Here is a 25,227-nt window from a genome sequence, read left to right as displayed (position 1 = left end):
GTTATCCATGGAAAATTCCGACATCACGCGTCAACTCTCGGCATTCAGACAAACCATCGACAATATCGACGCCGCGCTCATCCACATGCTTGCTGAACGGTTCCGCTGTACTGATGAGGTCGGTTTGCTTAAAGCCCGACATCAATTGCCTGCGGTAGACAAGAACAGAGAGCTGCTTCAATGCGAACGCCTGACAGCCCTCGCCCAAGAGGCCAAACTCGATACGGCCTTCGTCCAGAAGCTGATGCAGTTTGTCATCGGTGAAGTGGTCGACCGCCACAGACAATTTGCGGCCAGGCATGCCCCAGGATTATGCAAGGGCGCTGTCCTCAAACCTGAAAACACCGCCGTCTAACCCGCCACCTACCCCACTAGACGCCCTGGAATTGCCGATAGATCGCAGACAACTCGATAGAGAAGCGACTGAATAAGCCCCTTCTCCGACCAATTCCTGAAGGCAATTAGACAATGAAGACGAGCAGAACCGCATGAAATGGCCAACGATCGATCAAATTCGCAGTTTCACTGTTTTACCCTCTGGCTACACATGGGATTACCTGAAATGCGAGGAGATCGATGTAGCGATAATTTTCTTCCAGACGTGGTTCCCTTCCATTAGGGTGGGGTTAGGGAGCCCTTTTCTGACCCCGCAATTTTATGAAGACAACGTGGTGCTCGAACACGACCTAGAGCGGGGAATGTTCGCTATCGTGGTCCGCCAAAATCATGAAATCGTCGCGATAGCAACGTGGGAAAAAATTGACGGCGCTGATGTCATCTTCGGGCGAGTGGGCGCGGTAGCCAAACATCATAGACAAACCAAACTCGCCGTAGCCGCCCAAGACCTCGGAGAAAAAATGGGAAGGTTCATGGGCGCGGGCTTGATCTATGGTATGGCGACAACCAGCGCTCCGTATATGCAACAAGCATTGGAGCATGCGGGTTACAAAGCCGTAGGAATAATGCCTGGCTTCGACCAAGAGAAAACAGAGCCAGGAGTCGTGCGCAGGGTTTACGAAGTCATCTACGCAAAACGACTCGCCCCCGACTCAAATTTTTTGATTCCTTCAGTACACAACCTCACACCTACCGTCGCTCGGCTTTATGCAAAAATATTTCACGAAACAATCAGGGCTGACTGAGAAGCGAGCATAAAAACCAGTGTGGTTCTCATCAAATAAAGATCCCCGCTCACGCTTATTGCGTTGCTCGGGAGCGCCGCTTTAGCTTGCGTGCCAAAAGAACGCGAAGGCGCACCGAATACCAGGTACTGCCATACTGGAGTCAGTCGCAGGTCACAATTCAAGATCACTCGCACACTCAATGCGATTGGGGGCAAAAGTGGGGGCAAATAACAGCATTATCTACCTGAAAACGCCTTCCTAGAGCCCAGTCAAAATGTTTTTTGGAGGATCCGGAAAGTCTTTAGGCGTCAGAGTCTTTAGACGTTGCCCAGGCAGGCTAAGCATCTAATTCTTTTTGCCTTTCCACAGGCTGGGGAATCCTCCCCCACTTTCAGTGGATTATCAGATTAGGGGGCACATCTGAAGGCTTGCTTTGGACCTTTCGGGCACTTCGCCAGGCCCATCCACGTGAGCGCCCCTCCTCTCGCGACTCGATACCCCGGCAATTCAATTGCGGCGTAAAAGCGTATTCGGCGCCACACCAAACGCCTTGCGAAACGCATGGCTGAAATGGGAGAAGTCAGAAAACCCGAAGTCCAGCGCCGCCTCGGATACGCTGCGTACCTGGCCGCGTTCAATCGCCTCACGGCTAGCATTCAGGCGCTCTTTCCAAATCTCCGCAACGGGGGTTTTCTGGTAGCGTGCGAACGCCCGCGTAACGGTTCGGGTGGACACGTTGTGCGCCTGGGCGATGACCTCGATCGACAGGTCCGGCTCAGTCAAATGACGCTGGATGTACTTCATGATGCGGCCGTACAGGTCCAGCTCTTGGTGGGTGGTGTTGAGGTCCTGGAGTTCCAGGCTGATCACAAGCAGGTCGATCAATGCCGCTGAATAACGTGTCGCGATGTGTTCATTCTGCAATGACACCGGTGTACTCGCGGCCTGGCGCAGCATTTCACGCAAGGGGATGACGCCGGGGCGGCGGTCGTCGAGGACCATCGCGGTGTATTCCGCGATACGCGGTAGCCGCTCGGTGAGCAAGGCTCGCGGGATTCGGACCAAGTGGTTTGCGGTACCACCGAAGCTGAAGCGAAACGCCTGAGTTGCGTCATAAAGAAACAGATTCCCAGCTGCCAAGCTGGTTTTTCTTGCGCCTTGCTCAATCTGACCATGGCCATTTCGAGCGAAACCCAACCATAAATCCTCGGCCGGACCGCTGCGCAGGTGCCGCTCGGAACGCTCCCAGTGATGCAGCGGCGAAGACAGCGAACAGATGTCCAGTTCACCGACTGTATTGATGGCGAGCGAGCCATCAAAACTGCTCTGGGACAAGGGTATGCTATCGGCCGCCAGGCAATGACGACAGACCACTTCTTTCCAATAATCAAACCGACGTGGTGCAGGAACGGCAAGGGTCGAATACTGAGTGCTTGGGTTCATGACACTGACCTCGACAACGATGCAATAGGCGCTCGATAAGTTGTAATGAGCGTCGATTTTTCAGCCATGAAAAGCAATTAACAGGCCAAGCGCAGTGGCAGGCTTGCTTGACTGCGTTGCCATGTGATGTCCGCGCGACTTTCGCCAGGCTTCGAAGGCTATCGCCCTCCGCGGCCGTCACCATTCAAGGGCGCAGCACGTCACCCGGTCGGCTCACATGCACCAGCACGAACCACGGGTGAAACTCATTTTCAGTACTGTCTCTTCCAACCAAGCGGTTGTCTCGCCGAACAAAGCGCCCCCTCCTCGCCCAGCCTAATTTCCACCTCACAGCAGTTCATACCCCGCTGATGAGGCACGCCATGCATCGACACTATTCACAACGATTGGCTGATTCCTCCTGGCTTCTGCAGAGGCGCGACCTCGCGCCTGAAGAGTCGGCTTATTGGTTGATTGAGTGGGGGGCCATGAAGCTGCTGCACCGACGGCAGATCGCCAAGCGCGACCAGCCGCCGACACGCTGACGCCCACCCGTAGGCCTGAACGAAAATAACGAGGAGCTCAAGATGGAATCCGCAATCGACACACATCTCAAATGCCCACGCACCCTGTCCCGCCGTGTACCCGATGAGTATCAACCTCCGTTCCCGATGTGGGTCGCGCGCGCTGACGAACAACTGGAACAAGTGGTGATGGCTTATCTCGGCGTGCAATATCGCGGCGACACCCAGCGCGAGGCTGCATTGCAGGCAATGCGTCACATCGTCGGCAGCTTCAGTCTGGCCGATGGCCCGCAGACCCACGATTTGACCCACCACACCGACAGCAGCGGCTTTGATAACTTGATTGTGGTCGGGTACTGGAAAGACCCTGCCGCCCACTGTCGTTGGTTGCGTTCACCTCAGGTGAATGACTGGTGGAGTTCGCCGGATCGCCTCGGTGAAAACCTTGGCTATTTCCGCGAAATCACCGCCCCGCGCGCCGAGCAGTTCGAGACGTTGTACGCCTTCCAGGAGAACCTGCCCGGTGTCGGCGCGGTGATGGATGCGACCAGTGGCGAGATCGAAGAGCACGGTTACTGGGGATCGATGCGCGACCGCTTCCCGATTTCCCAGACCGACTGGATGAAGCCCACGAGCGAGCTGCAAGTGATCTCGGGTGACCCTGTCCAGGGCGGACGGGTCGTGGTCCTGGGGCATGACAACCTCACGCTGATTCGTTCAGGCCAGGACTGGGCAGATGCCGAGGCAGAGGAACGCTCGCTCTACCTCGATGAAATTTTGCCGACGTTGCAGGATGGCATGGACTTCCTGCGTGACAACGGCCAGCCGTTGGGCTGCTACAGCAACAGGTTCGTGCGCAATATCGACATGGACGGCAACTTTCTCGACCTGAGTTACAACATCGGTCACTGGCGCTCGGTGGAGAAACTCGAACGCTGGGCTGAATCCCACCCTACTCACCTGCGTATTTTCGTGACGTTCTTCCGCGTGGCCGCGGGTTTGAAAAAGTTGCGGCTGTACCACGAAGTGTCGGTGTCGGACGCCAAGAGCCAGGTCTTCGAATACATCAACTGCCACCCGCAGACCGGCATGTTGCGCGACGCGATGCCACCAACAGCCTGAGTGCCATCGGCGTTTCCCCCCCAACTTCTGCCTCCTTGCCACCCTTCCTGGGTGGCCCGGTCTCCCTGTGCGAGGAATAAATGATGAATAAGATCCGCCTGCTGACGCTCTCCACCCTGTTGCCCGTGCTTCACGCGAACGCCGTTGAAGTAGCGCCTGGCGATTATGAGCAGTATCCGGTTGGCGCTACTATCGGTGCGATTTATTACCAGCACGCCACCACGGACTCGGCTTACACCAACGGACACAAGGTCAGCTCTGACTTCAAGTTGAGCTCGGACGTCGGCATCCTGCGTCTGCTCCATGTCTATGCACTCACTGACACAGTCACCATTGACCCGCAATTCCTTTTGCCTTTCGGGCACGTCTCCAGTGCAGGTGACGCCTCAGCGCTGGGCGATACTCGCGGGGTTGGCGACTTGATCCTCACCGCGCCGGTCAAATGGCGGTTAAACGAAGCCCGCGACACCCTCAGTATCGCCCCCTACCTGTATGTGCCTACTGGTACGTATGACAAGGACGACGCGCTCAATATCGGAGAGAACCGCTGGAAGTTCGAACTGCAGAGTGCGTACGTCAAACACTTCACAGAAAAATGGGCAATGGACCTGGTTGGCGGCGCTATCTGGTATGGCGACAACACTGATTACGGTGCAAATACCGACCGTATGAAGCAGGACGTTTCCTATGCAGCACAGATCATGGGCCGTTACATGCCAGACGCCACCACCGCGTTTGGTATCGGCTTCGGACGCACTTGGGGAGGCGAAACGAACGTCGAGCACGTCAGTCAGGATAACGAGCTGGGCACCACCAACTTCCGTCTTACCGCCACCAAATTCGTTACCCCACAGGACCAGATCCAACTGCAATTGGGCAAGGACCTCTCGGTGGACAACGGCACCAAGGAAGACTTGCGCCTGAACCTGCGTTACGCGCGCATTTTTTAACGCAGGAGCCCACGATCGCGCGCCCTTTGCGCCTTTGCGCGGGGGTGTCCGGCTCAGCCAAGTCGATGTCTTTCTCAACCAAGCCTCCGACTTGAGGCGCGGATTATCTTAAGCGTCAGACCCACTGATATTGATGAGCATGCAGTGCTCTTTGGCTACTTACGATAAGGACAGCCCAACCATGGCAATTGTTCGCCCCACCCTTGAACAGCTATTGGACATCTCAAGCAGCCTGCACATGCAACTCAGTGCAGAGCAAGCCCTTGAATACCTGGCTCTTATGCAGCCAAGCTTCGACGCTTATGACTTGATTGACGAGCTGCCTGACTTCATCCCACCGGTACTTTACGAGCGCAGCTCGGGCTATCGCCCCTCGACTGCACACAATCCGCTGAATGCCTGGTACTTCCGAACGGAAGTCAGCGGTGCCCGCGAAGGCAAACTGGCGGGTAAAACGGTCGCACTCAAGGACAATATTTCGCTGGCTGGCGTATCCATGATGAACGGAGCCAAGCCACTTGAAGGCTTCGTTCCATCATACGATGCCACCGTCGTCACCCGATTGCTGGATGCCGGCGCAACTATCCTCGGCAAGGCAACGTGCGAACATTACTGCCTGTCCGGTGGCAGTCACACCTCCGATCCTGCGCCGGTGCACAACCCCTATCGCCACGGATTTACCTCGGGTGGGTCGTCTTCCGGCAGCGCAGCGCTGGTTGCCGCGGGCGAGGTCGACCTGGCAGTCGGCGGTGACCAAGGGGGGTCAATCCGGATTCCTTCCGCATTCTGCGGGACTTACGGGATGAAGCCGACCCACGGACTGGTGCCTTACACCGGGATCATGGCCATCGAGGCGACTATCGATCATGCCGGCCCCATCACGGCAAACGTGCGCGACAACGCCTTGATGCTGGAGGTCATGGCAGGAGCGGATGGGCTCGACCCGCGCCAAGCCGCGCCCCGGGTCGACACTTACAGCGATTACCTGGGACGGGGTGTGAGCGGGCTGAAGATCGGCATCCTGCGCGAAGGCTTTGAACTGGCCAACCAGGACCCGCGCGTGGCATCGACTGTACGCAATGCGATCGAAATGTTTTCGCGGCTGGGCGCGCACGTCGAAGAGGTCTCAGTGCCTGAGCACAAGATTGCCGGTTCGCTGTGGCACCCCATCGGTTGTGAGGGCCTCACGATGCAGATGATGCACGGCAATGGGGCCGGCTTTAACTGGAAAGGCCTGTATGACCTCGGGTTGCTGGATACGCAAGCCGGATGGCGCGATCAGGCGAATGATCTCTCTGCCTCTCTCAAGCTGTGCATGTTCGTCGGGCAATACGGTCTGGATCGCTACAACGGTCGTTTCTACGCCAAGGCGCAAAATCTCAGTCGCCTGGCACGCTCCGCTTATGACGCCGCATTGGCGCGCTATGACCTGTTGGTGATGCCTACCGTCCCGATTATTGCCCAGCCCCATCCGGAGCCGGATTGCTCGATCACCGAGTACGTGGCCCGTGCGCTGGAAATGATCGGCAATGCGTCCGCCCAGGACATCACCGGCCATCCGGCAATGTCGATCCCCTGCGGCCTGGTAGATGGTTTACCTGTCGGGCTGATGCTGGTTGGCAAGCACTATGCCGAAGGCACGATTTACCAGGCTGCCGCGGCATTCGAGGCGTCGGTTGACTGGAAAAACAGCTAGCCGGTAGTCCCATGCAGCGCAAAGGAATAAGCCGCCAAGCGCTGCCTAGAAGCTCAACGATGAGGAGTCAACTATGACCGCGCATGAAAACAACACATCGACGCCGGGCGAGCGAGCACAGGCGTTACTGCAAGTACTCAAGCAGAAGGACCTGATCCCTGACGGTTACATCGAGCACATGACACAGTTGATGGCCCACCAATGGAGCCCGGAGAACGGTGCACGGGTGGTGGCCAAGGCCTGGGTGGACCCGCAGTTTCGCGAACTGCTGCTCAGGGACGGTACCGCTGCATGCACCCAATTTGGCTACACCGGCCCGCAGGGTGAATACATTGTTGCGCTGGAAGACACGCCCAGTGTGAAAAACGTGATTGTGTGCAGTCTTTGCTCCTGCACCAATTGGCCCGTCCTGGGCTTGCCGCCGGAGTGGTACAAGGGCTTCGAGTTCCGCGCCCGCCTGGTTCGCGAAGGGCGTACGGTCCTGCGGGAACTTGGCACGGAGCTGCCAGACGACGTCACTATCAAGGTGTGGGACACCAGCGCGGAAAGCCGCTATCTGGTGCTGCCCATGCGGCCGAAGGGGAGCGAATCCCTGGATGAAGTGGCGCTTCGAAAATTGATCACCAAGGATGTCCTTATCGGCGTGGCGCTACCGTACGTAGCGTAACCGGAGCACTTTGTTTCCTGCACTTTTCAGAGGTATACACGATGGATGGCTTTCACGATCTCGGTGGGTTTCAAGGCTTTGGCAAAGTCCCTCACACCATCAACAGCCTCAGCTACCAACCCGTGTTCAAGCAGGACTGGGAGCACCTGGCCTACAGCTTGATGTTCATCGGTGCCGATCACTTGAAGAAGTTCAGCGTGGACGAAGTACGCCACGCCGTCGAACGGCTGGACGTTCGCCAACACGTCGGTACCCAGTACTACGAACGCTACATCATCGCCACCGCGACTCTGTTGGTTGAAACAGGCGTGATCACACAGGCCGAGCTTGATCAGGCCTTGGGGTCGCACTTCAAACTGGCGAACCCCGCGCATTCCAACGGACGTCCGGCGATTACCGGCCGCGCCCCCTTTGAAGTAGGCGACCGGGTGGTGGTGCGAGACGAGTATGTGGCCGGACACATCCGCATGCCGGCCTACGTGCGCGGCAAGGAAGGCTTGGTCTTGCACCGCACCTCAGAAAAGTGGCCGTTCCCGGACGCGATTGGTCATGGCGACTTGAGCGCGGCGCATCAACCGACCTACCACGTCGAGTTTCGCGTGAAGGACCTGTGGGGAGATGCAGCCGATGACGGTTTCGTAGTGGTCGACCTGTTCGAAAGCTATCTGGACCACGCCGATAGCACGGTGGACGCATGATGAACGGCGCCTTGACAGCCCGATTGCCGGTGACGGTGCTTTCCGGCTTCCTCGGCGCCGGCAAGACTACCCTGCTCAACCATATCCTGCGCAACCGCGAAGGCCTGAGAGTGGCGGTCATCGTCAATGACATGAGCGACGTCAACATCGATGCCGCGGAGGTGCAGCGCGACGTATCACTGCACCGTGGTCGCGATGAGTTGATCGAGATGAGCAATGGCTGTATCTGCTGCACGCTGCGCGCCGATTTGCTCGAGCAGATCGGTGCCCTGGCGCGCCAGCAACGTTTCGACTATCTGCTCATTGAGTCCACGGGAATCTCTGAACCGATGCCGGTTGCCGAGACGTTCGCGTTCCTTGACGCAGAAGGCTTCAGCCTCAGCGAACTGGCGCGGCTCGATACCTTGGTGACGGTGGTAGATGGCAGTCATTTCCAGGCGTTGCTCGAATCGCCGGACATCGTAGCCCGCGACGACGCACAGGAGGACACCCCCAAATGCCATCTGGCAGATCTGCTGATCGAGCAGGTGGAGTACGCCAACGTCATTCTCGTCAACAAACTGGACCTGATCGATGAGCCTGGTTACCAGGCTGTGCACGCAATCCTCGCCAGCCTTAACCCGACTGCGCGGATCATGCCGATGGCACACGGTAACGTTGAGCTATCAGGCATCCTCGGTACCCATCTGTTTGATCTACCCAGCCTGGCGGCATCGCCCGGCTGGATGAAAAAAATGGAGGCCAATGATGCACCGGCCTCCGAGTCGGACACCTATGGCGTGACGTCTTGGGTATACCGCCAGCGCGCCCCGTTTCACCCACAGCGATTGCTCGATTTTCTGCAGCGACCCTGGCGCAACGGGCGCCTGTTGCGCAGCAAGGGTTACTTCTGGCTCGCCAGCCGGCACCTCGAAACTGGCCTGTTGGTGCAAAGCGGCCGACAGTTCCAGTGGGATTATGTCGGGCGCTGGTGGAACTTCATCGAGCAGTCGCAATGGCCGCAGGATGAATATCGGTTGCAGAGCATCATGGCCAAGTGGGACAGCATTGTCGGCGATTGCCGGCAGGAACTGGTCTTTATCGGCCAGGATCTGGATACCCACGCGCTGCAGCGCGAGCTCGACAACTGCCTGCTGAGTGCTCAGGAAATCACCGCCGGCCCATCGGCCTGGCAAGCCCTGCCGGGGGCGGCAGCCTTTGACTCCCAGGCTTTATCAGCTGCGACGCCATCCTTGCAGGCTGATCCCATTTGACCGAGGTAGAGGTGTTCCATGCTTTTTACCAGCCGAACCACCCGTTGGGTATTGGCGCAGCTCGCCGACAGACTGGAGCAGCCGGACCAGGCGAGCATTCCACTGTCGTCGAACAAGCCGATATTGCGTCGCATCCTGGCAAGCGTCGAAGAACTGCTGCAAGAGCGACGAGCCCTTAAGGAGCAGGCAGGCGCACTGACGTTGGACATCAGCCAACTGAACGAGCGCCTGGCCTGCCGTGACGGGCTGTTGCGCCAATGGGAGGCGCGCTGGGCACTGATCACACAGGGCGCAGGTGAACTGTTCTGGGAGCTGGAGCTGGATGGAACCGTTGCCCCTGCGCCGGGATGTGCGATGACGTGGACAGGTTCTGCATCGAACCTGGCCCAAGCCATTGATAAGCTCGGCAGTTGGAGCGAACAGTTACACCCGGATGACCAGCAAACGCACCTGGCAGCGCTCGTCATGCACCTTGCCGATCGTAGCGGGCGGACGGCCTTTGCGCTCGACGTGCGGATGAAGTCCGCATCAGGCGATGACTATCGCTGGTGCAGGATCAATGGTGTCTCGCGGCGCGATGCGCAAGGCGCAGCACTCGCCATCGGCGGGACCGTTCGTGACATTCATGAACAACACCTGCACAACGAGGCGCTCGAACTGGCGGCCACGCGCTTCGACATTTCCCGGGAAATGCTGCATGACGGGCTCTGGGATATCGAGGTGGTGGCCGGTGACCCGGCGAACCCGAAAAATACCATTTGGTGGTCTTCGCAAATGCGCCGACTGCTGGGTTGCAACACGGTTGAGGAGTTCCCCAATACACTGGAAAGCTGGACCTCACGCTTGCATCCCGACGATAGCGCACGGGCCATCGGCGCGTTCGTCGCCCATGTGGACGACCGCAGCGGCAAGACGCCATTCGATGTGGACTATCGACTCAAACACAAAAATGGTACTTACCGCTGGTTTCGCGGCCGTGGGCAAACGCGCCGCGCGCAGGATGGCTCCCCGCAAAGGGTGGTGGGCGCCATCACCGATATCCATGCTCACCATGAAGAAAGCACGATGCGCGAGACGCAGGCGCAACAACACCGGGTGATGCAGGAAACCCTCAGCAAGCTGACGCAGATTGTCGCCACCATCCAGGGCATTGCCAGCCAGACCAATCTGTTGGCGTTGAACGCCGCCATTGAGGCGGCGCGAGCAGGCGAAGCCGGCCGCGGGTTTGCGGTGGTCGCCGATGAGGTGCGCAAGCTGGCCACGCGAACCAGCCAGGCAACCCAGCAAGCAGCCGAGATGATGGACAACTAGCTACCTCCAGGCGCCTGCGTAAGCACGTTGCTCGCACACACGGTGCGAGTGGGGGGGGTAAAACTGGAGGAGTATCGGAGTTTTTCCTGCCTGAAATGCTGTCTGGAGCCCAAAAAAGTTTTTTGGGGATCCGGACAGTCTCTGACCCATTTAGCCCAAATGGGATGTTTAGAGCTTGTGGCTGCCCAACACCATATAACGCTCCGGCGACACCTGGCGCAGCCGCGCCGCCAGGAACACGCCCGCCAGCAGCGCTGCGGGAATGATCGCGCAGAGTCCGTATGACAGGGCCTTGCTCGCGCCCGTCAGCACATCGAAATGCACCACTGCGATGACCAGGACCGCCAATAACGCAAGGCAAGAGAAACCGGGGAAAATCCGCCCACGCCAGATCCCCAGCTTGAGCTCGGGGTGGCGCTGGGCAAAGACCCATACCGCTGCGGAAGTGAGCGCCATCAGCAAGATCACGCAAAGCGTCGCCAGGTTGGACAGCCAGGCGAACAATTGCAGGATCGGATCGGCGTCCATCGCCGCGAAAATCAGCACGACCACAGCGGAGATCAAGCTCTGCAACGCCGAGCCCATGTGCGGGCTCTGGTGCACACGATGGGTGGTCCCCAACCGGCTCGGCAGCAAACCGTCACGACCGATGGCATAGAAGTAACGGGCCGCGGCATTGTGGAACGCCAACAGCCCGGCGTAGATGCTGACCATGAACAGCACGCGGATGACCTGGGTCAGGTGTGGTCCGACAAAGTGATCGGACATGCCATAGATAAACGTCGTCGGGTCCTGCAAGGCCTGGAGCGTGGCGACGATTTTGTCCGCCCCTACACCGATCACCATCGACCAGACCGACAGCGCGTAGAAACCACCTATCAACAGTACCGAGCAGTAAGTGGCTATCGGGATCGTGCGTTGCGGGTTCTTGGCCTCTTCGCCGTAGATAGTGGTGGCCTCGAAGCCGATGAACGCAGCGAAACAGAACAGTAGGCCGATTGACGGGGTGCCGCTGAACACGTGGCGGCGATCAAACGCGTCGAGATTGATGCCACTGTCGCCGCCCGTCCGGAGAATGGCGAAGTCCAGGAGCAGGATCGCCAAGTATTCGGCGATCACGATGACCGACAACACCCGGGCGGACAGGTCGATCTTGCGATAGCCAAGGATCGCAATGCTGGCCATCGCCATCAGCGAATACGTCCACCAGGGCAATATCAGGCCGAACACGCTCTCCATCGTGCCGCTGACTACGCCACCGAACATGCCATACAGCCCGACTTGCAGGATGTTGTAGGCAAACATCGCCAACACCCCCGCCGCCCCACCGGCCAAACCACCCAGGCCGCGAGACGTGAATGCATAGAAACCACCGGCGTTGGTGACATGCCGGGACATGGTGGTGTAGCCCACCGAGAACGCCAGCAACACCAGCAGGGCCAGGATCAGCAAGGCCGGTGTGCCGGCGCCGTTGCCCAGCATGATGCCTATGGGGAAGCCGCCAGCGATGACACTCAAGGGACTCGCCGCCGAAACCACGAAGAAGATGATGAAGCCGACACCCAGGGCCCCACGCTTGAGCCCCGTAGAGCTGTTGACCGGGAGAGATACACTCATGTTTTCTTGACCTTGTTGTATGAGGCAGTCGCTGTAGGAACGATGCAGTCAACCGCTCACTGCCACCGAATAGCGTTGTTGTTCTTGTTGCACGCTGGATTCGATCCTATGCCTCTCCCTGAACGCTCCACTATCCCAAATCGGTAACCAGAGTCCGCTCCTCGAAAAAAAACGCAGGGCTGTCATCCGGCCCCCGCTATCACCTCATTGCAAGGCGATTCGCGCCGTCAGTTCCGACGCCGCGCCGGTCACCAGGTTGCACAGGTAGCCTGGTTGAAACGCACGGAACCGCTCACTGCGCCCAACCAGGGTCATGCTGCCAAGGACGCGCTGCTTTTCGTCGAAGATCGGCGCCGCGACGCCACTGCGTCCCGGGTGCAGCTCGCTTTCGCTGATACAGTAGCCCTGCTTGCGGATGGCGAGCAGGCTCTTGCTGAACGGCTTCCACGCCAAGCCCTGCTGCAGCGGTTCGGTCAGGTTCGCGTGAACGTCATAGATGCGGCGGATCTGGCGTGGCAGCAGATACGCCAATACGACTCGTGAAGTCGCGCTGTGGAGCAGATCGATCGGTCGTCCCCTGTCGCCACCGACCGGGCCGGCATCGGAGCCCCGCTGGATCAGCACGTTGACCACTGAATCGCCATGCCATTCGCTGACCAGCGCATCCAGGCCGGTATCGTCGACCAATTTATCGACCAGGTCCCGGCTGCACGCCAGCAAGGGATCGTACTTCGTCATCTGATGCTCCAGCGTGACAATTCGCGGGCCGAGTGCGTAGCCGCGCGGCAATCGCTTCAAGAAGCCCGCATCGCCGAGCTCGCGCAGATAGCGATAGGCGGTTGCGGGCGTGAAGCCGAGCTCCTGGCAAATGATCTCCACGTCAATGACCGGCTGTTCAGGGCGAAACAAGTCGAAGACCATGAGCAGGCGGCGAAGGCTATTCATCTTTTCTACATCCTTGTGCAGTCGACACCATGCTCGGTAGATGCTCAGGCGCGCGCACAATCGGCGATGGCCGCGCGGGTGGTATGGGAAGGCAATTCTGCGAACAGTTCCTGATACTCCGCCGCAAAATGACTGAGGTGATAGAAGCCCCATTGGGCCGCGACATCACCGATCGAGAGGTTCGCGGCCCGGGTGGACATCAAGGTTCGGCGTACACCGTTGAGCCGCACGGAGCGCAAGTAATTGATGGGGGTCGTCTCGGCAACCGAGCGGAAGCTGTTCTGCACGGTACGTCGACTCACCTGGAGTCGCTGGCACAACTCGTCCACGCTGGGCACGTTGTTCAATTCCGCGGTCGCCAGGCGATGGCATTTCTCGACAATGAAGCTGCGTGTGGAGCTTGGAATGCGCTGCTGCTTGTCGCAGGCCGGGTCGGTCATCAGTTGCAGCAACTCGCCGAGCATGGCCTGTTCCAGCTCCCGATCTTGCGTATTGTCGAGATCTTCGTTCGAGAGCGCCTGGGAGAATACGGCCAGCATTCGACGTCGAGCGTCAGCATAGCGTTGCGGGGAGACCCTGATCACCGGCTGACGCAGCAACTGGCTGATTTCCTTGGCCGACGCCGTTTGTGCCAGCGCCTGCTCGAACAGTTCACGTTCGAAGGTAATGGCCAGCAGCTCCATGCCCATCGGCATGTGGAACATGAACTCCTCGCCACCGTGAAGAAAGAACAGGCTGCTGTCGTCCACATCCCGCCCCTGCATCCGAATCGAACCCGGGACGGTGATGGGCACGGCAAAGCACATCTTGCCCTGGGGCGCCACGCCATGCTGCACCACGCGTTGGTTGATCTGCTCGCGGAATATGTGGCAACGCGCCGTCGTCAACTGTATGAGCGAACTCTCGATCGAGCCAGCGGTTAACTGGCTGTAGTCCTGATTCCACTCCTGGACGGTAGCGGCGTGGACATGGATATCACGAAAGTGGCTGATGTTCTGTTTTTTCATGATGACGAAAGCCTCGGCCAATATTCTTCTTTTTAGGTTGCCTTCTTTGGCGATATTCTCATATTAAGAGAATTATGCAAATTTCTTTATACAAGGGGCCGCTCTTCGAAACAAGCGTTCGAGGCGTGCCTCCCAATGTGCCGATTCGGGCTACCGGCCAGACAGAAGCGACGGGGATGATCGAGACACTGAAACCGACATCCTGAGAGACCGTCATGAGTGAAACCAAGCTTGAATCCCTCCACTTCGCGGATGCACCGCGGATCATTTCCACCATTCCCGGCCCCAAGACCACAGAGGCCCTGGCGCTGTCAGCACGTACCGAGTCGATGGCCCGCGGCGGCGGACGCATGCCCGTGGCCATGGACCGGGCGTTCGGCGCAACCTTCAAGGACGCCGATGGCAACACCTATATCGATTTGTCCGCAGGCGTAGGCGTCAGCAGCGTCGGTCGCTGCCACCCGAAAGTGGTGCAGGCCATCCGCGAACAGTCCGAAGTGCTGATGCACGCCCTGGAAGTCAACAGCACCCGGCGCACTGAGCTGGCCGCCAAACTCTCCGAGATCGCGCCCGACGGCTTGCGCGGCGATTGCATTACGTTCTTCACGCAAAGCGGTAGCGATGCGCTGGAGGCCGCGGTCAAGTTCGCCAAGCGCGTCACCGGACGGCACCAGATCATCGCCTTCCACGGCGGCTACCACGGCGTGTGGAACGCCTCCGGTGCGCTGACGACCGGCACGGCCTACCGCAAGGGCTACGGCGCCCAGATGGGTGGCGTCATTCACGCCCCCTACCCTTACGCCTACCGCTTCCCCTTCGACACCACGCACAAAAGCGCCGAACAGATCGCCGGCGACTACGTGGATTACCTGCTGAATACCCCTTACACCGCCGCCGATGACGTGGCCGCCGTGATCGTGGAGCCGGTACAAGGCGAAGGCGGCTACGTGCCTCCCTCGCCAGAGTTCCTGCAGCTGTTGCGCAAGGCCTGCGACCTCAGCGGCGCGTTGTTGATCGTCGATGAAGTGCAGTCCGGCGCGGGGCGTACCGGCAAAATGTGGGCGGTCGAGCACTCGGGCGTGAAGCCCGACATGCTTACCTTCGGCAAAGGCATTGGCAGCGACCTGCCGATGGCGGGCCTGATCATGCGTTCGGACCTGGCGGCCGCGATTCCTGACGGATCGATGCCCAATACCTTCGCCGCCAACTCGTTGTCTGCGGCAGTGGCGCTGACCAACATCAGCATCCTGCAGGACCCGGAGCTCGATCTGCTCAATCGCGCTCACACGCTGGGCCTGGAAGCACAGGAACGTATCCGTGGCTTCAAGAGCCCCTTCGTCGGCGAGGTTCGCGGTCGTGGCCTGATGATCGGTATCGAGCTGGTTGAAGACCCGGTCACCAAAGCACCGCTGGAGGGCGCCAAGATCGGTCAACTCATGGGTTACCTGCTGAACCACGGCGTGCTGATGATTCCCTGCGGTCGCTACAGCAACGTGATGCGCGTCATGCCCTCGCTGACGATCACACGTTCGCTGTTTTTCAAGGCGCTGGACATCTTTGGCGACGCCCTGGCCTCCCTCGAAGCATGAGGCGTGCAACCCCCGATCACTCACATTACGCAGGGCCCCTAACATGACTCAGCACCTGAATCACTTCATCCAAGGCGCGTCCTTCGAAGCCTCCGACGGTGGGCGCATGACCCTCATCAACCCCGTGACAGAGCAGGTGTACGGTAGCTCCGCACGCGGCACGAGCGCGGATGTGGACCGCGCCGTGGAGGCAGCGCGCAGCCAACTCGAAGGTGGCCCCTGGAGTCAGCTCGACGGCGCCCAGCGCGGTCGACTGCTGTCGAAGCTGGCTGACCTGGTGGAACGCGACACCGAGTTGCTGGCCGATCTGGACGCCAACGCCATCGGTCGCTCCCCGGTCGAGCCGCGCCGGATGGACCTGCCCAACGCGGTCGCCAACCTGCGCGCCGCCGCCGGCTGGGCCAACCAACTGGAGGGGCGCACCATTCCCACCGGTGGCTATTTCGGCAGCAAGACCCTCTCGTACACGGTGCGCGAGCCGGTGGGCGTGGTCGGTGCCATCGTGCCCTGGAATTCGCCGCTGATGATCACGGTCTGGAAGCTCGCCGCTTTGCTGGCGGCAGGCTGCACCGTGGTCATCAAGCCTTCGGAAGAAACCCCGCAGTCGGCCCTGCACCTGGCGGCGCTGGCCCAGGAAGCGGGTTTCCCCGACGGTGTGATCAACGTGGTTACCGGCTACGGTGCACAGGTGGGGCGCGCCTTGTGCGAACACCCGCACGTGGCCAAGATCAGCTTCACCGGCAGCCCCGAGGCCGGACGCGAGATCCAGCGCACCGCCGGCGTGCTGTTCAAGCGTGTGGCACTGGAGCTGGGCGGCAAGAGCCCACAGATTGTCTTTGACGATGCGTCCTTCGACGACGCGTTGCGCGGCTGCGCGCTCGGTTTGTTCGTCAACCAGGGCCAGGTCTGTGCCGCCGGCTCGCGTATCCTGGTGCAGCGCAGCATCGCCGATCGCTTCGCCGCAGCGCTTGCCGATGCCGCCCGAGCGGTCAAGGTGGGCGATCCTCGACAGCCCGACGTGCAGATGGGGCCAGTGGCCAAGAAAGCACAGTTCGAGCGCGTGAACCGTTACATCCAGCTGGGCATTGAACAAGGCGCCTCCCTGCTGGCCGGCGGCGTATCGAACCCCGAGCAGGGCTGGTTTGTGCAGCCGACCATCTTCGCCAACGCCCGCAATGACATGGCGATCGCCCGAGACGAGATCTTCGGTCCCGTTGGCACGGTGATCACGTTCGACAGCGAAGATGAGGCGATCGCAATGGCCAACGATTCCACCTACGGCCTGGCGGCCACGGTCTGGACCAGCGACCTGGTGCGAGCGCACCGCGTTGCCGCGGCGGTAAAGGCCGGTGCCGTGGGCATCAACTGCTGGAGCCCGCTGGACGCCAACCTGCCCTGGGGCGGCGTCAAGTCCAGCGGCATTGGCCGTGAAGGCGGGTTCAGCGGCGCGTTGGCCTATACCGAAGAAAAGGTCATCACCGTGTTACTGCCTAACTGAGAACAAAAAAAAGCACTGACCGGACCACCCTCCAAGCCCCTGTGTCGTAGAGGGTGGCCGTTCAAATGTGCATTCCGATGCCTTGATGATCGATGGAGAGACTGCGATGAATCCGGTAAATCAAACAACAATTGATCGGTATCCTACGTCCCTGCGTATGTTGCACTGGGTGCGCGCCGTGCTCATCGCCGGCCTCCTCTGGGCTGGCTGGCATATGACCGGGATGAATGATGAAGTGGCAAGCAAATACGAGCTTTATTACCCCTGGCACAAATCATTTGGGGTGTTGATGCTGTTGGTGGTCCTGGTCCAGATCACCCTGCGCTGGCGCACCCCCAAGCTTCCACAGCCCCTGGAAACACTGGCCGGACATGAGCGTTTTTTGTCACAGTTTGTGCAGCGTGCCATGTACGTACTTATCGTGATCGTGCCGTTGATGGGTTACTCGATGTCGAGCACCTACACGATGAGCGACGGGGTATTCTTTTTTGGGGTGAACCTGCCGGAGCTACTGCCGAAAAATGACGACTGGTTCGTCGTCTTCCAGTGGCTGCACAAAGTGCTCGCCTATACCCTGCTCGGCCTGATCGTGCTGCATGTCGCCGGCGCTCTGAAGCACCGCTTCTTCGACCCGGACCCTCGCAACGACGTCCTGCGCCGCATGCTGTGACCGTCCCGTCTTAATCACCTCTCCCGCCGGAAAGCGCCACCGCTGGTGGCGCCTGTGCATCAAACTCCCTGCAACAGATGCCGCCAGCGGCGACTCAGATCAGAACGTCACCCACACGATGAACTGCAAGTAAGTGTTGGTTGATGCGCTCCCGCTCTGCAAACCACCGTCCTCGAGCCACTTCTTTGGCTTGTAGAAACCCACCAGCGGCGACAGCGTGACGTTGTCCGTCACCATCCAGTCCAGGTACAGGTCGACCTCACGGGCACTGAAGTCTTGAGCATCCCGGTCGGCGAGTTGGTGGTAGTGGAAGTACATCGCGTTGAGTGTCAGCTTGTCGGTCGGCTGCACCGAGAACAGCACATCGTTGATTTGCATGTTCGAGGTCACTGAACCGGCGTAGTTCGCGGCGACTTCACCCTGGTAACGCTTGCGGAAACCGCCCTGGAACAGGAAGTCCCAGCCTTCGGAATAGCGCGAATAGCGGTAACTCACCGCCGGTTGCCATTTGACGTCGGCAAAGGTGTAGCCCGCGTCGAAGAACATTGCCCGCTGCGACCCCGAACGTTTTTCCTGGCGCGCCACCTCGAACGCGAAATCGGCATTGTCGATGCCGGCATTGCCCTGGCCGCGAATGCTGTAGATATCCATGCCCTTGCGCTCACTCCGGTCGGCGAAAGCATAGCGCTCATTGATATCCAGCCCGTGCACATAGGTCGAACCGATCGAGCCGATGGCCGTCGTGTAGTCGATGGTGGCGGCCGCCACTTCGGTCTCCGACTGTCCGGGATTGTCCGACTTCAACCACATCAGGCTGCCATGAAGCCCCTGCGTACCGCCCAGCTTCAGGACGGCCGTATTGCCGAAGGCCAACCGCGGCCCCAGGTAAAAGGCGCCGCCGCGATTGAACCGACCGTCCGCCACACCAGGGATGGGGCTGAAGGCCTTGCCGGGCGCGAACCCGTCGTCGGTGATCAGGAAACCGTCCACCGTCACGAGCTGCCGGCCAAAGGAGAAATCAACGCCATCCGGACCCAGGGCGGGAATCAGATCGCCTGACTTCCAGCCCAGATAGGCATCTTCTACCGCCGTTCTTCTTTCATTCCCGGCGGTGATCGCTCCTGCGTCCCCATCGCCCCATGAGCCTGTGCTGATCAGGCTGAACCCGCCGTAGATCGAGCCGGGACCGATCTTGTCCGTCGTGCCGTTTACACCGTACTTGGCGAAGCCTTCCTGCCATCGCATCCTGCCGGGCTCCTCCTGCGGGTTGGCGAGGTAATTCTTTTCACTGCCGAACCAACCAAACCCCGCCCAGAGGTCGGCATTCAGGACGGTAGCACCGTCGTCTTCGTTGTAGAGCTCGTAGGCCTGTGCCTGCGGCCCCAATGTACAGAGTGCAACCAGCGAAATTAATGGAGCGTAGTGAGGGGTGCGCATGACGTCTCTCCTGTTTTTATATTTATGAGGCGAGTCATGAGTGTTCCGACTCGGGCTGCCCATGCGGTAGCCCAAATCAGCATGTGCACAGGGCGGCGCCCCTATTCCCCTGGTCCCATCGCTGCCCACTGAAAAACCTGTCCTGGGATTTGAATGGTTGCCGTTTTGGGCTACGGCCTGCGCAGGTGTCCCCCCTATGCTGGGGCCATAAGAACGCATAAGAACGAGGCATCCGTCATGACCCCATCCCCGCTGTTTCGTCAGGGGCTTTGCCTGCTGACCATCGTCGCTTGCAGTGCCCTACCGTCCCTGGCCACCGCTCACCATTCATTCGCGCTTTTCGACCAGACCAAGATGGTCACGGTCCAGGGCGTGGTCGAGCGCTTTGCCTGGACCAATCCGCACATCACGATTTACCTCGATACGCCCGGCCCGCCCCCCCAGCGCTTCAAGATCGAGACAGGCAGTGTCAATGCGCTGCAGCGCGCAGGCTGGAACGCTGATTCGATCAAGGCCGGCGAAAGCGCCGAGGTGTCCTTCAGGCCGCTGAAAAACGGTGACCCGGGAGGACTGCTCGTGGAGATCAAGATCGGTGACGTCGTGCTCTCGGGCGGCGGTTAGGCGAAGGCCCTCCTCCGCTTCATGACCACCGAACTCAATCGAACCAAACAGGCCAGCAGCGTGGAGACGTTTCAATGAAACCGACACGAACCTTGAGCGCAGCAACGATCTTCCTCGGCGTCGTCCTCGTGACCGTCGCCGGGATGTGCAACGCGGCAGCGTCGAAGACCCAGCACGACAAGCGCCCGGACATCAGCGGCACCTGGGAAAGAACCCCGGACGACTGGTTCGGTGAAAACCCGGACGAGCCGGTGCACCCGGGCGGACCGATGGACCTGAAGGAACCCTATGCCAGCCAATACACGGAGCTGAAGAAAAAACAGGCCGCCGCGAACGAAGCCGGGACGCCACTGGCCACGACGAGTTCCAAGTGCCTGCCCGAGGGCATGCCCACGTTGATGGCGGCGCTCTTCCCGATCCAGATCATTCACGACGACAAGCAAGTGGTCGTGCTTGGCGAATACCTCCAGCAGGTACGCCGGATTCTCTTGAACCAGGCAATGCCACCTAAAGAGAAGCTCGACCCCAAGTACCAGGGCCATTCGCGAGGCCACTGGGAAGGCGACACGCTCGTCGTGGAGACACAACGTGTGCGAACGGACGTGACGTTCTATGACGTTCCCCATGGTGCGGACATGAAGATCACCGAACGCATCAGGCTGCGGGGACCGGACCACTTGGAGGACCAAGTCTTGATTGAAGATCCACAGGTGCTCAACACCCCGTATCGCTTCACGTTCGACTACAAGCGCTCCGACTACGCCATTCAAGAGTATGTCTGCGAGAACAACCAGATCGTGATCGACAGCGAGGGCAAGGCGTCCCTCAGCCGTGAGTGAAGCCTTATCAATGACCCCTTGGAGGTGACCGGATGGAACGACCGATGACCATCAGTATCCTGCGGCCAACGCTGCAAGGCGTCCTGCTGTCGCTGATGCTGACCTCGAACACCTTCGCCGAGGTGCCCCGCATGCCCACGATCATTGCCGTGCCGCCCTCCAGCGTGCCACCGCTGTCGTCGGCGAAACGACCGGGCACCGAACACAGCGACCTCGACATGTACGACTACGTCGAAGAGGAGTTTTACCTGCAAGGCGTCGCTCCGGCCATCACCGCTGCGGGCAAAACCCTCTTCGAGGCGCCCTATACCACGCGCATTCTGGTGCGCAAGCCGGCAGACCCCGCGCACTTCAACGGCACGGTGGTGATCGAGCCGTTCAGCTGGTTTGGCGAGCGCGCCGCGGGATGGATCCTGACCCGTGATTACTTGCTACGGCGTGGCTACGCGTACGTCGGCTACACGCTGAACATGAACAAGCCGGCCGTCGACCCCAAGTTCATCTCGGACACCCCGGCCGCCGAGGCCGAGCAGGTCGCCCAATACGGACGGATTGTGAACTTCGAGTTCATGCGCCGCTTCGACTACGCACGCTATGCGCCGTTGGGCACCTATTACGATCCGGAGCGTTTCACGCGCGGTGCAGGTCCCGATCCGTTCGTTCCACAGTCCCAGGGCATCGCGGCGCAACTGGCGTTGCTGCTCAAGACCAATACGGCGCAAGGCCCGTTGGCAGGCCTCGACGTGAAACGAGTCTACGTCAATAGCTGGGCCGTGACCGCGCAAGTCTGGATGGACTACCTCGACCAGGGCCGCCACCAGCAATGGCGCATGCCTGACGCAAGGCCACTGATCGATGCCTACATGACAGGCCGCATGGCCTATGGCGAGGTGGGTGGCGACGTCATCCGGCTACCACGACAGATGCCTGACGGCGTGCCATTCGTGACCGTCTACAGCCAGTCCGAACTGATGCACGACGTGATCGAAGGCATCGACCTGCCGCCGGATACCGACAGCCCGCAGCTTCGCTACTACGAAGTGACCGGCATACCGCATCTGCGGCTGGCCGACCTCGGTACGGAGCATACCGAACTGTTAGCTGCCGACGTCGGCAAGGGCGACGACCCACGGTGCCGGACGCTGTACGACGAACCGGCGGAGCTGGTCGTCTCGGCGCTGCTCGATGGCATGGACCAATGGGTGCGCGAGGGCAAAGCCATGCCGAAGGCGCCGCGAGTCCTGCGCGAAGGCAAGGCCGCCGCGCGCGACCCCGCCACCGGCAACCTGCAAGGCGGCGTACGCCCGCCGTGGATCCAGGTGCCCAGCGCGACCTACCTCACGGACCAGGAGACCGGTTGCGGCCTGATCTACGACACCAAGGTGCCCTATTCCAAGGAAGCGCTTGGCCAACGTTACGGCGGTTTCAGCCACTACGAACAAGCATTCGAAGAGGCCAAAAAGCTCTCGATCAAGCAGGGCTATCTCCTCCCGGAGGATGCAAAGGGCCTGCGTCCGATCGCAAAACCTCAAGACTTCTAACCCCACGCGGAAGCAAAGCAAATGTCACCAGAACTCATCATCGCCTGGATCTACGCGACACCGTTGAGCACCGTCATCAGGGACCTGTCCTGGGTCGTGCCCACCATCCAGAGCGTTCATATCATTGCCATCGCGGTGATCTTCGGCGCCGCCGTGATCTCTGACCTGCGGCTGGCCGGTGTGTTCGCCACGGACGAACCCTTGCGCGGCGTCATTCGCCGTTATTACCCGTGGATGCGCGCCGCACTCATCGTCCTGCTCCTCACCGGGTTGGTGATGATCATCGGCGAGCCAGACCGCGTACTGGTCAACACGACGTTCTGGCTGAAGATGTTCCTGGTCGTTGCCGTGTTCACCATGGCCTGGTCGATTCGACGTCCATTGCTGCGCCCCGCTGCTCAGGCACAAGGCGCTGACGAGAAACCTCCCATCAAGGCGCTGGCCTGGCTGTCGATCGCCCTGTGGTGCGGCGTGATCTTCTGTGGTCGCTGGATTGCTTACTGATCCCAGCGTTTTCAACGAACGTTTTCTCAGGTATTCGCCATGGACATTCAATCGATACTGCAAGCCCTCGAGGCCACCCCGATCGCAGCATATATCAGAGAGTCGGGCTCCATTTTTCCAAACCTGGAGTCGGTGCATGTGATCGGCATCGCCCTCGTGTTCGGAACCATCGCCGTCGTCGACTTGCGCCTGCTCGGCATCGCCTCCCACCGTCGAAGCGCGCTACGGTTGATCCAGGAACTGCTGCCATTCACCTGGGTTGCCTTCACAGCCTGCGTGATCACCGGCCTGCTCATGTTCGCCTCCAACGCCACCACCTATGCGCAGAACAGCGTCTTCTGGTGGAAGATGGGGCTGTTGCTGCTGGCCGGCGTCAACATGGGGATATTCCACCTGGGCGCCTATCGCCGGATCGACGAGTGGGACACCACCCTGCCGCCTCCCAGCCAGGCACGTATCGCCGGATTCAGCTCGCTGGCGCTGTGGATGGGCGTGATATGCCTTGGCCGCTGGATCGGGTTTGTCTGATGGCCAACCTGTCGCGAACCAGCCCCGGCGATGACGTAAACGGCGCGGTCCATGTCGTGCGCCCGGCTTCCAGCCGCTGGGAGTCGCTGGCCCTGCTGTTTGCAGCCCTGGCAATTATCGCCAGCGTGACAGGTTATGTGCTGCTGCGCCCACAGCACGCCGGCCCACCAACCCCCTTGAGCTGGCAGGTGCGTTCCTTCGATGGCCTCGGTGCAGTCGATCAGGCCATCCACAGCGCCCTGCTGCCCGCCGGTGAAGAAATCATCTGGAACAATAACGACACCGGCGGTTGGATCACCCTGGAGCAAGCCCAGAAGATCTTGCTGCCGCCGTTCTACCGAGACGCCTTCTGGAAGACCAATGGCGAGGTGAACTGGCAGTTGATTTTGCCTGGCACCCACCTGCCTCACGCCGGTTCCGTCGATGATCACGACGACGCCCCGACGCCCCCGCCCCCCAGCGACGTCTCGAAAGCCACCCTGGGCCAGGGCGCCACGGTCTACTACGGCTCCGCCGGTCGCGCGCCCGGCCAGAGCGCCTACCTGCTCGTCATTGGGCACGCCCACGCCGGTGTCATGTGGGCCAACCAGGCGACGATCTGGATCCACCGCGACCCGTACGCACCTTACCCAGGCATCGTCAAACCCGAATCGTTGGTCGGCCAAGGTTGGCGCCAGGTCATTCCTTACGACGGTGCCAGCGAAGTCGAACGTGTAAAAGGAAACCAGCCATGACCGTTTCTACCAGACACCGCGCACTGTGGCGCAGCTGCCTTGCGCTGCTGGTGCTGATACCGACCCTTGTATTCGCCGGCCCGACGGCCCCCTTGGGCAAGAAGCTCAAGATCGGCGTCACCCTGCACCCCTATTACAGCTTCGTGGCGAACATCGTCGGTGATCGGGCCGAGGTCGTCGCGCTCATTCCGGCGCAAGCGAACCCGCATAACTATCAACCGCAGCCCGACGACATCACCCGCGCGATGACCCTCGATGCCCTGGTCGTCAACGGCATCGGCCACGATGAATGGGCCTTCCAGATCATCAAGGCCGCCGGTCGCGGGGCGACGCTGCCGATCATCCAGGCCAATGCCTCGGTGGCCCTCATTCCCATCGGCGGCGACCAGGACGGTGCCAAGGTGGTCAATCCGCATACCTTCGTTTCCACCACGGCAGCGATACAGCAGGTCTTCGAGATCACTCGCAGGCTGGGGGAGCTTGACCCGCCCAACGCTACGGCGTATCGACAGAACGCCCTGGCTTATGCCGCGCGCATCCGCGCGCTACGGGCCGGTTTCATGACCCGCTTCGCCGCGCTGGACCTGTCTTCCTTCCGCTGCGCGACCACGCATGCCGGCTACGACTACATGATGCAGGAGTTCGGCCTGTTCGTGAGCGCCGTGATCGAGCCCCGTCACGGCGTCGCCCCGACCGCGCGGCAACTGGCCAACACCATCGACGCAATCAAGAAGGCCAATGTGAAGGTGTTGTTCGCCGAGAAAAACTTCTCCCTCGATCTCGCCAAGCCTATCGAGGCCGCCACTGGCGTGAAGGTCTTCTCGCTGTCTCACATCACCGGCGATACCTACAGCGCGGACGAATTCGAGGTGGCGATGCGCGAAAACCTCGAAACCCTGGCCGAAGCCGTTGAGTTCATGCAGCGATGAA

General features: G+C 60.1%; 24 protein-coding genes. 19 read left to right on the top strand and 5 right to left on the bottom strand.

The window, feature by feature from the left end:
• The first annotated feature begins 7 nt into the window (after nt 1-7).
• The gene (locus SGN16_RS14130; RefSeq protein WP_335944764.1) at nt 8-355 is read left to right on the top strand and encodes a chorismate mutase; all 348 of its coding nucleotides are present in this window, start codon (nt 8-10) and stop codon (nt 353-355) included.
• Between the two features lie 133 nt (nt 356-488).
• The gene (locus tag SGN16_RS14125) at nt 489-1,142 is read left to right on the top strand and encodes a hypothetical protein (protein WP_335944763.1); all 654 of its coding nucleotides are present in this window, start codon (nt 489-491) and stop codon (nt 1,140-1,142) included.
• Nucleotides 1,143-1,631: 489 nt separating this feature from the next.
• Here the strand turns inward: SGN16_RS14125 and SGN16_RS14120 are convergent, their stop codons facing one another.
• Nucleotides 1,632-2,567 carry a helix-turn-helix domain-containing protein gene (locus SGN16_RS14120; protein ID WP_335944762.1) on the bottom strand — a complete coding sequence of 312 codons (936 nt, stop codon included), beginning with the start codon at nt 2,565-2,567 and terminating at the stop codon, nt 1,632-1,634.
• Between the two features lie 566 nt (nt 2,568-3,133).
• Here SGN16_RS14120 and SGN16_RS14115 point away from each other — a divergent pair.
• The 7 genes from SGN16_RS14115 (at nt 3,134) to SGN16_RS14085 (ending at nt 10,767) form a co-directional block, all read left to right on the top strand.
• A complete protein-coding gene (locus SGN16_RS14115) occupies nt 3,134-4,192 on the top strand; it encodes a phenylacetaldoxime dehydratase family protein (protein ID WP_335944761.1) in 1,059 nt (352 codons plus the stop codon).
• Between the two features lie 83 nt (nt 4,193-4,275).
• Nucleotides 4,276-5,142, top strand: a complete 867-nt coding sequence (locus tag SGN16_RS14110; protein ID WP_335944760.1) for a transporter — start codon at nt 4,276-4,278, stop codon at nt 5,140-5,142.
• Nucleotides 5,143-5,323: 181 nt separating this feature from the next.
• Entirely contained in the window at nt 5,324-6,838 is a 1,515-nt protein-coding gene (locus tag SGN16_RS14105) for an amidase (RefSeq protein WP_335944759.1), read from the top strand.
• 73 nt (nt 6,839-6,911) lie between these two features.
• Nucleotides 6,912-7,505 carry a nitrile hydratase subunit alpha gene (nthA, locus tag SGN16_RS14100; RefSeq protein WP_335944758.1) on the top strand — a complete coding sequence of 198 codons (594 nt, stop codon included), beginning with the start codon at nt 6,912-6,914 and terminating at the stop codon, nt 7,503-7,505.
• A gap of 41 nt (nt 7,506-7,546) precedes the next feature.
• Entirely contained in the window at nt 7,547-8,203 is a 657-nt protein-coding gene (nthB, locus tag SGN16_RS14095) for a nitrile hydratase subunit beta (RefSeq protein WP_335944757.1), read from the top strand.
• Complete coding sequence (locus tag SGN16_RS14090) at nt 8,200-9,456, top strand: GTP-binding protein (protein ID WP_335944756.1); 1,257 nt, start codon at nt 8,200-8,202, stop codon at nt 9,454-9,456. The genes nthB and SGN16_RS14090 overlap by 4 nt, the downstream gene beginning before the upstream one ends.
• Nucleotides 9,457-9,474: 18 nt before the next feature.
• A complete protein-coding gene (locus tag SGN16_RS14085; RefSeq protein WP_335944755.1) occupies nt 9,475-10,767 on the top strand; it encodes a methyl-accepting chemotaxis protein in 1,293 nt (430 codons plus the stop codon).
• A gap of 168 nt (nt 10,768-10,935) precedes the next feature.
• Here SGN16_RS14085 and SGN16_RS14080 read toward each other — a convergent pair whose 3' ends face one another.
• The 3 genes from SGN16_RS14080 to SGN16_RS14070 form a co-directional block, all read right to left on the bottom strand.
• Nucleotides 10,936-12,384 carry an APC family permease gene (locus tag SGN16_RS14080; protein ID WP_335944754.1) on the bottom strand — a complete coding sequence of 483 codons (1,449 nt, stop codon included), beginning with the start codon at nt 12,382-12,384 and terminating at the stop codon, nt 10,936-10,938.
• A gap of 204 nt (nt 12,385-12,588) precedes the next feature.
• Nucleotides 12,589-13,329 (bottom strand): IclR family transcriptional regulator C-terminal domain-containing protein, encoded by a 741-nt coding sequence (locus tag SGN16_RS14075; protein ID WP_210644967.1) that lies wholly within the window; start codon nt 13,327-13,329, stop codon nt 12,589-12,591.
• A gap of 44 nt (nt 13,330-13,373) precedes the next feature.
• Entirely contained in the window at nt 13,374-14,336 is a 963-nt protein-coding gene (locus SGN16_RS14070; RefSeq protein WP_210644965.1) for a helix-turn-helix domain-containing protein, read from the bottom strand.
• A gap of 215 nt (nt 14,337-14,551) precedes the next feature.
• On the opposite strand from SGN16_RS14070, the gene SGN16_RS14065 reads away from it, so the two are divergent.
• The 3 genes from SGN16_RS14065 (at nt 14,552) to SGN16_RS14055 (ending at nt 18,093) form a co-directional block, all read left to right on the top strand.
• The gene (locus SGN16_RS14065) at nt 14,552-15,925 is read left to right on the top strand and encodes an aspartate aminotransferase family protein (protein ID WP_335944753.1); all 1,374 of its coding nucleotides are present in this window, start codon (nt 14,552-14,554) and stop codon (nt 15,923-15,925) included.
• 43 nt (nt 15,926-15,968) lie between these two features.
• Nucleotides 15,969-17,423, top strand: coding sequence for an aldehyde dehydrogenase family protein (locus SGN16_RS14060; protein ID WP_335944752.1), 1,455 nt, complete (start codon nt 15,969-15,971; stop codon nt 17,421-17,423).
• A gap of 106 nt (nt 17,424-17,529) precedes the next feature.
• Nucleotides 17,530-18,093, top strand: coding sequence for a cytochrome b/b6 domain-containing protein (locus SGN16_RS14055; RefSeq protein WP_335944751.1), 564 nt, complete (start codon nt 17,530-17,532; stop codon nt 18,091-18,093).
• A gap of 99 nt (nt 18,094-18,192) precedes the next feature.
• Here the strand turns inward: SGN16_RS14055 and SGN16_RS14050 are convergent, their stop codons facing one another.
• Nucleotides 18,193-19,530, bottom strand: coding sequence for an alginate export family protein (locus tag SGN16_RS14050; protein WP_335944750.1), 1,338 nt, complete (start codon nt 19,528-19,530; stop codon nt 18,193-18,195).
• A 237-nt stretch (nt 19,531-19,767) separates the two neighbouring features.
• Here SGN16_RS14050 and SGN16_RS14045 point away from each other — a divergent pair, with 237 nt between their 5' ends.
• The 7 genes from SGN16_RS14045 to SGN16_RS14015 all read left to right on the top strand — a co-directional run bounded on the left by SGN16_RS14045 (nt 19,768) and on the right by SGN16_RS14015 (nt 25,226).
• Nucleotides 19,768-20,151, top strand: coding sequence for a DUF6152 family protein (locus tag SGN16_RS14045; protein WP_335944749.1), 384 nt, complete (start codon nt 19,768-19,770; stop codon nt 20,149-20,151).
• Between the two features lie 74 nt (nt 20,152-20,225).
• Complete coding sequence (locus SGN16_RS14040) at nt 20,226-20,990, top strand: hypothetical protein (RefSeq protein ID WP_335944748.1); 765 nt, start codon at nt 20,226-20,228, stop codon at nt 20,988-20,990.
• 44 nt (nt 20,991-21,034) lie between these two features.
• The gene (locus SGN16_RS14035) at nt 21,035-22,531 is read left to right on the top strand and encodes an alpha/beta hydrolase domain-containing protein (RefSeq protein ID WP_335944747.1); all 1,497 of its coding nucleotides are present in this window, start codon (nt 21,035-21,037) and stop codon (nt 22,529-22,531) included.
• 21 nt (nt 22,532-22,552) lie between these two features.
• On the top strand, nt 22,553-23,035 hold the full coding sequence (locus SGN16_RS14030) for a DUF6644 family protein (RefSeq protein WP_210644954.1): 483 nt from the start codon (nt 22,553-22,555) through the stop codon (nt 23,033-23,035).
• Nucleotides 23,036-23,074: 39 nt separating this feature from the next.
• Complete coding sequence (locus tag SGN16_RS14025) at nt 23,075-23,563, top strand: DUF6644 family protein (RefSeq protein WP_210644951.1); 489 nt, start codon at nt 23,075-23,077, stop codon at nt 23,561-23,563.
• Nucleotides 23,533-24,297: a hypothetical protein gene (locus SGN16_RS14020; RefSeq protein WP_335944746.1), complete on the top strand. Its 765-nt coding sequence runs from the start codon at nt 23,533-23,535 to the stop codon at nt 24,295-24,297. The genes SGN16_RS14025 and SGN16_RS14020 overlap by 31 nt, the downstream gene beginning before the upstream one ends.
• On the top strand, nt 24,294-25,226 hold the full coding sequence (locus SGN16_RS14015; protein ID WP_335944745.1) for a zinc ABC transporter substrate-binding protein: 933 nt from the start codon (nt 24,294-24,296) through the stop codon (nt 25,224-25,226). Before SGN16_RS14020 ends, SGN16_RS14015 begins: the two co-directional genes overlap by 4 nt.
• The last annotated feature ends 1 nt before the right edge of the window (nt 25,227 follow it).

The sequence above is a fragment of the Pseudomonas sp. G166 genome (genome assembly GCF_037027455.2).
Taxonomy (GTDB): Bacteria; Pseudomonadota; Gammaproteobacteria; order Pseudomonadales; family Pseudomonadaceae; genus Aquipseudomonas.
The sequence above is the reverse complement of the archived record's forward strand: the minus strand, read 5'-3'. Positions and strand labels throughout refer to the sequence as shown.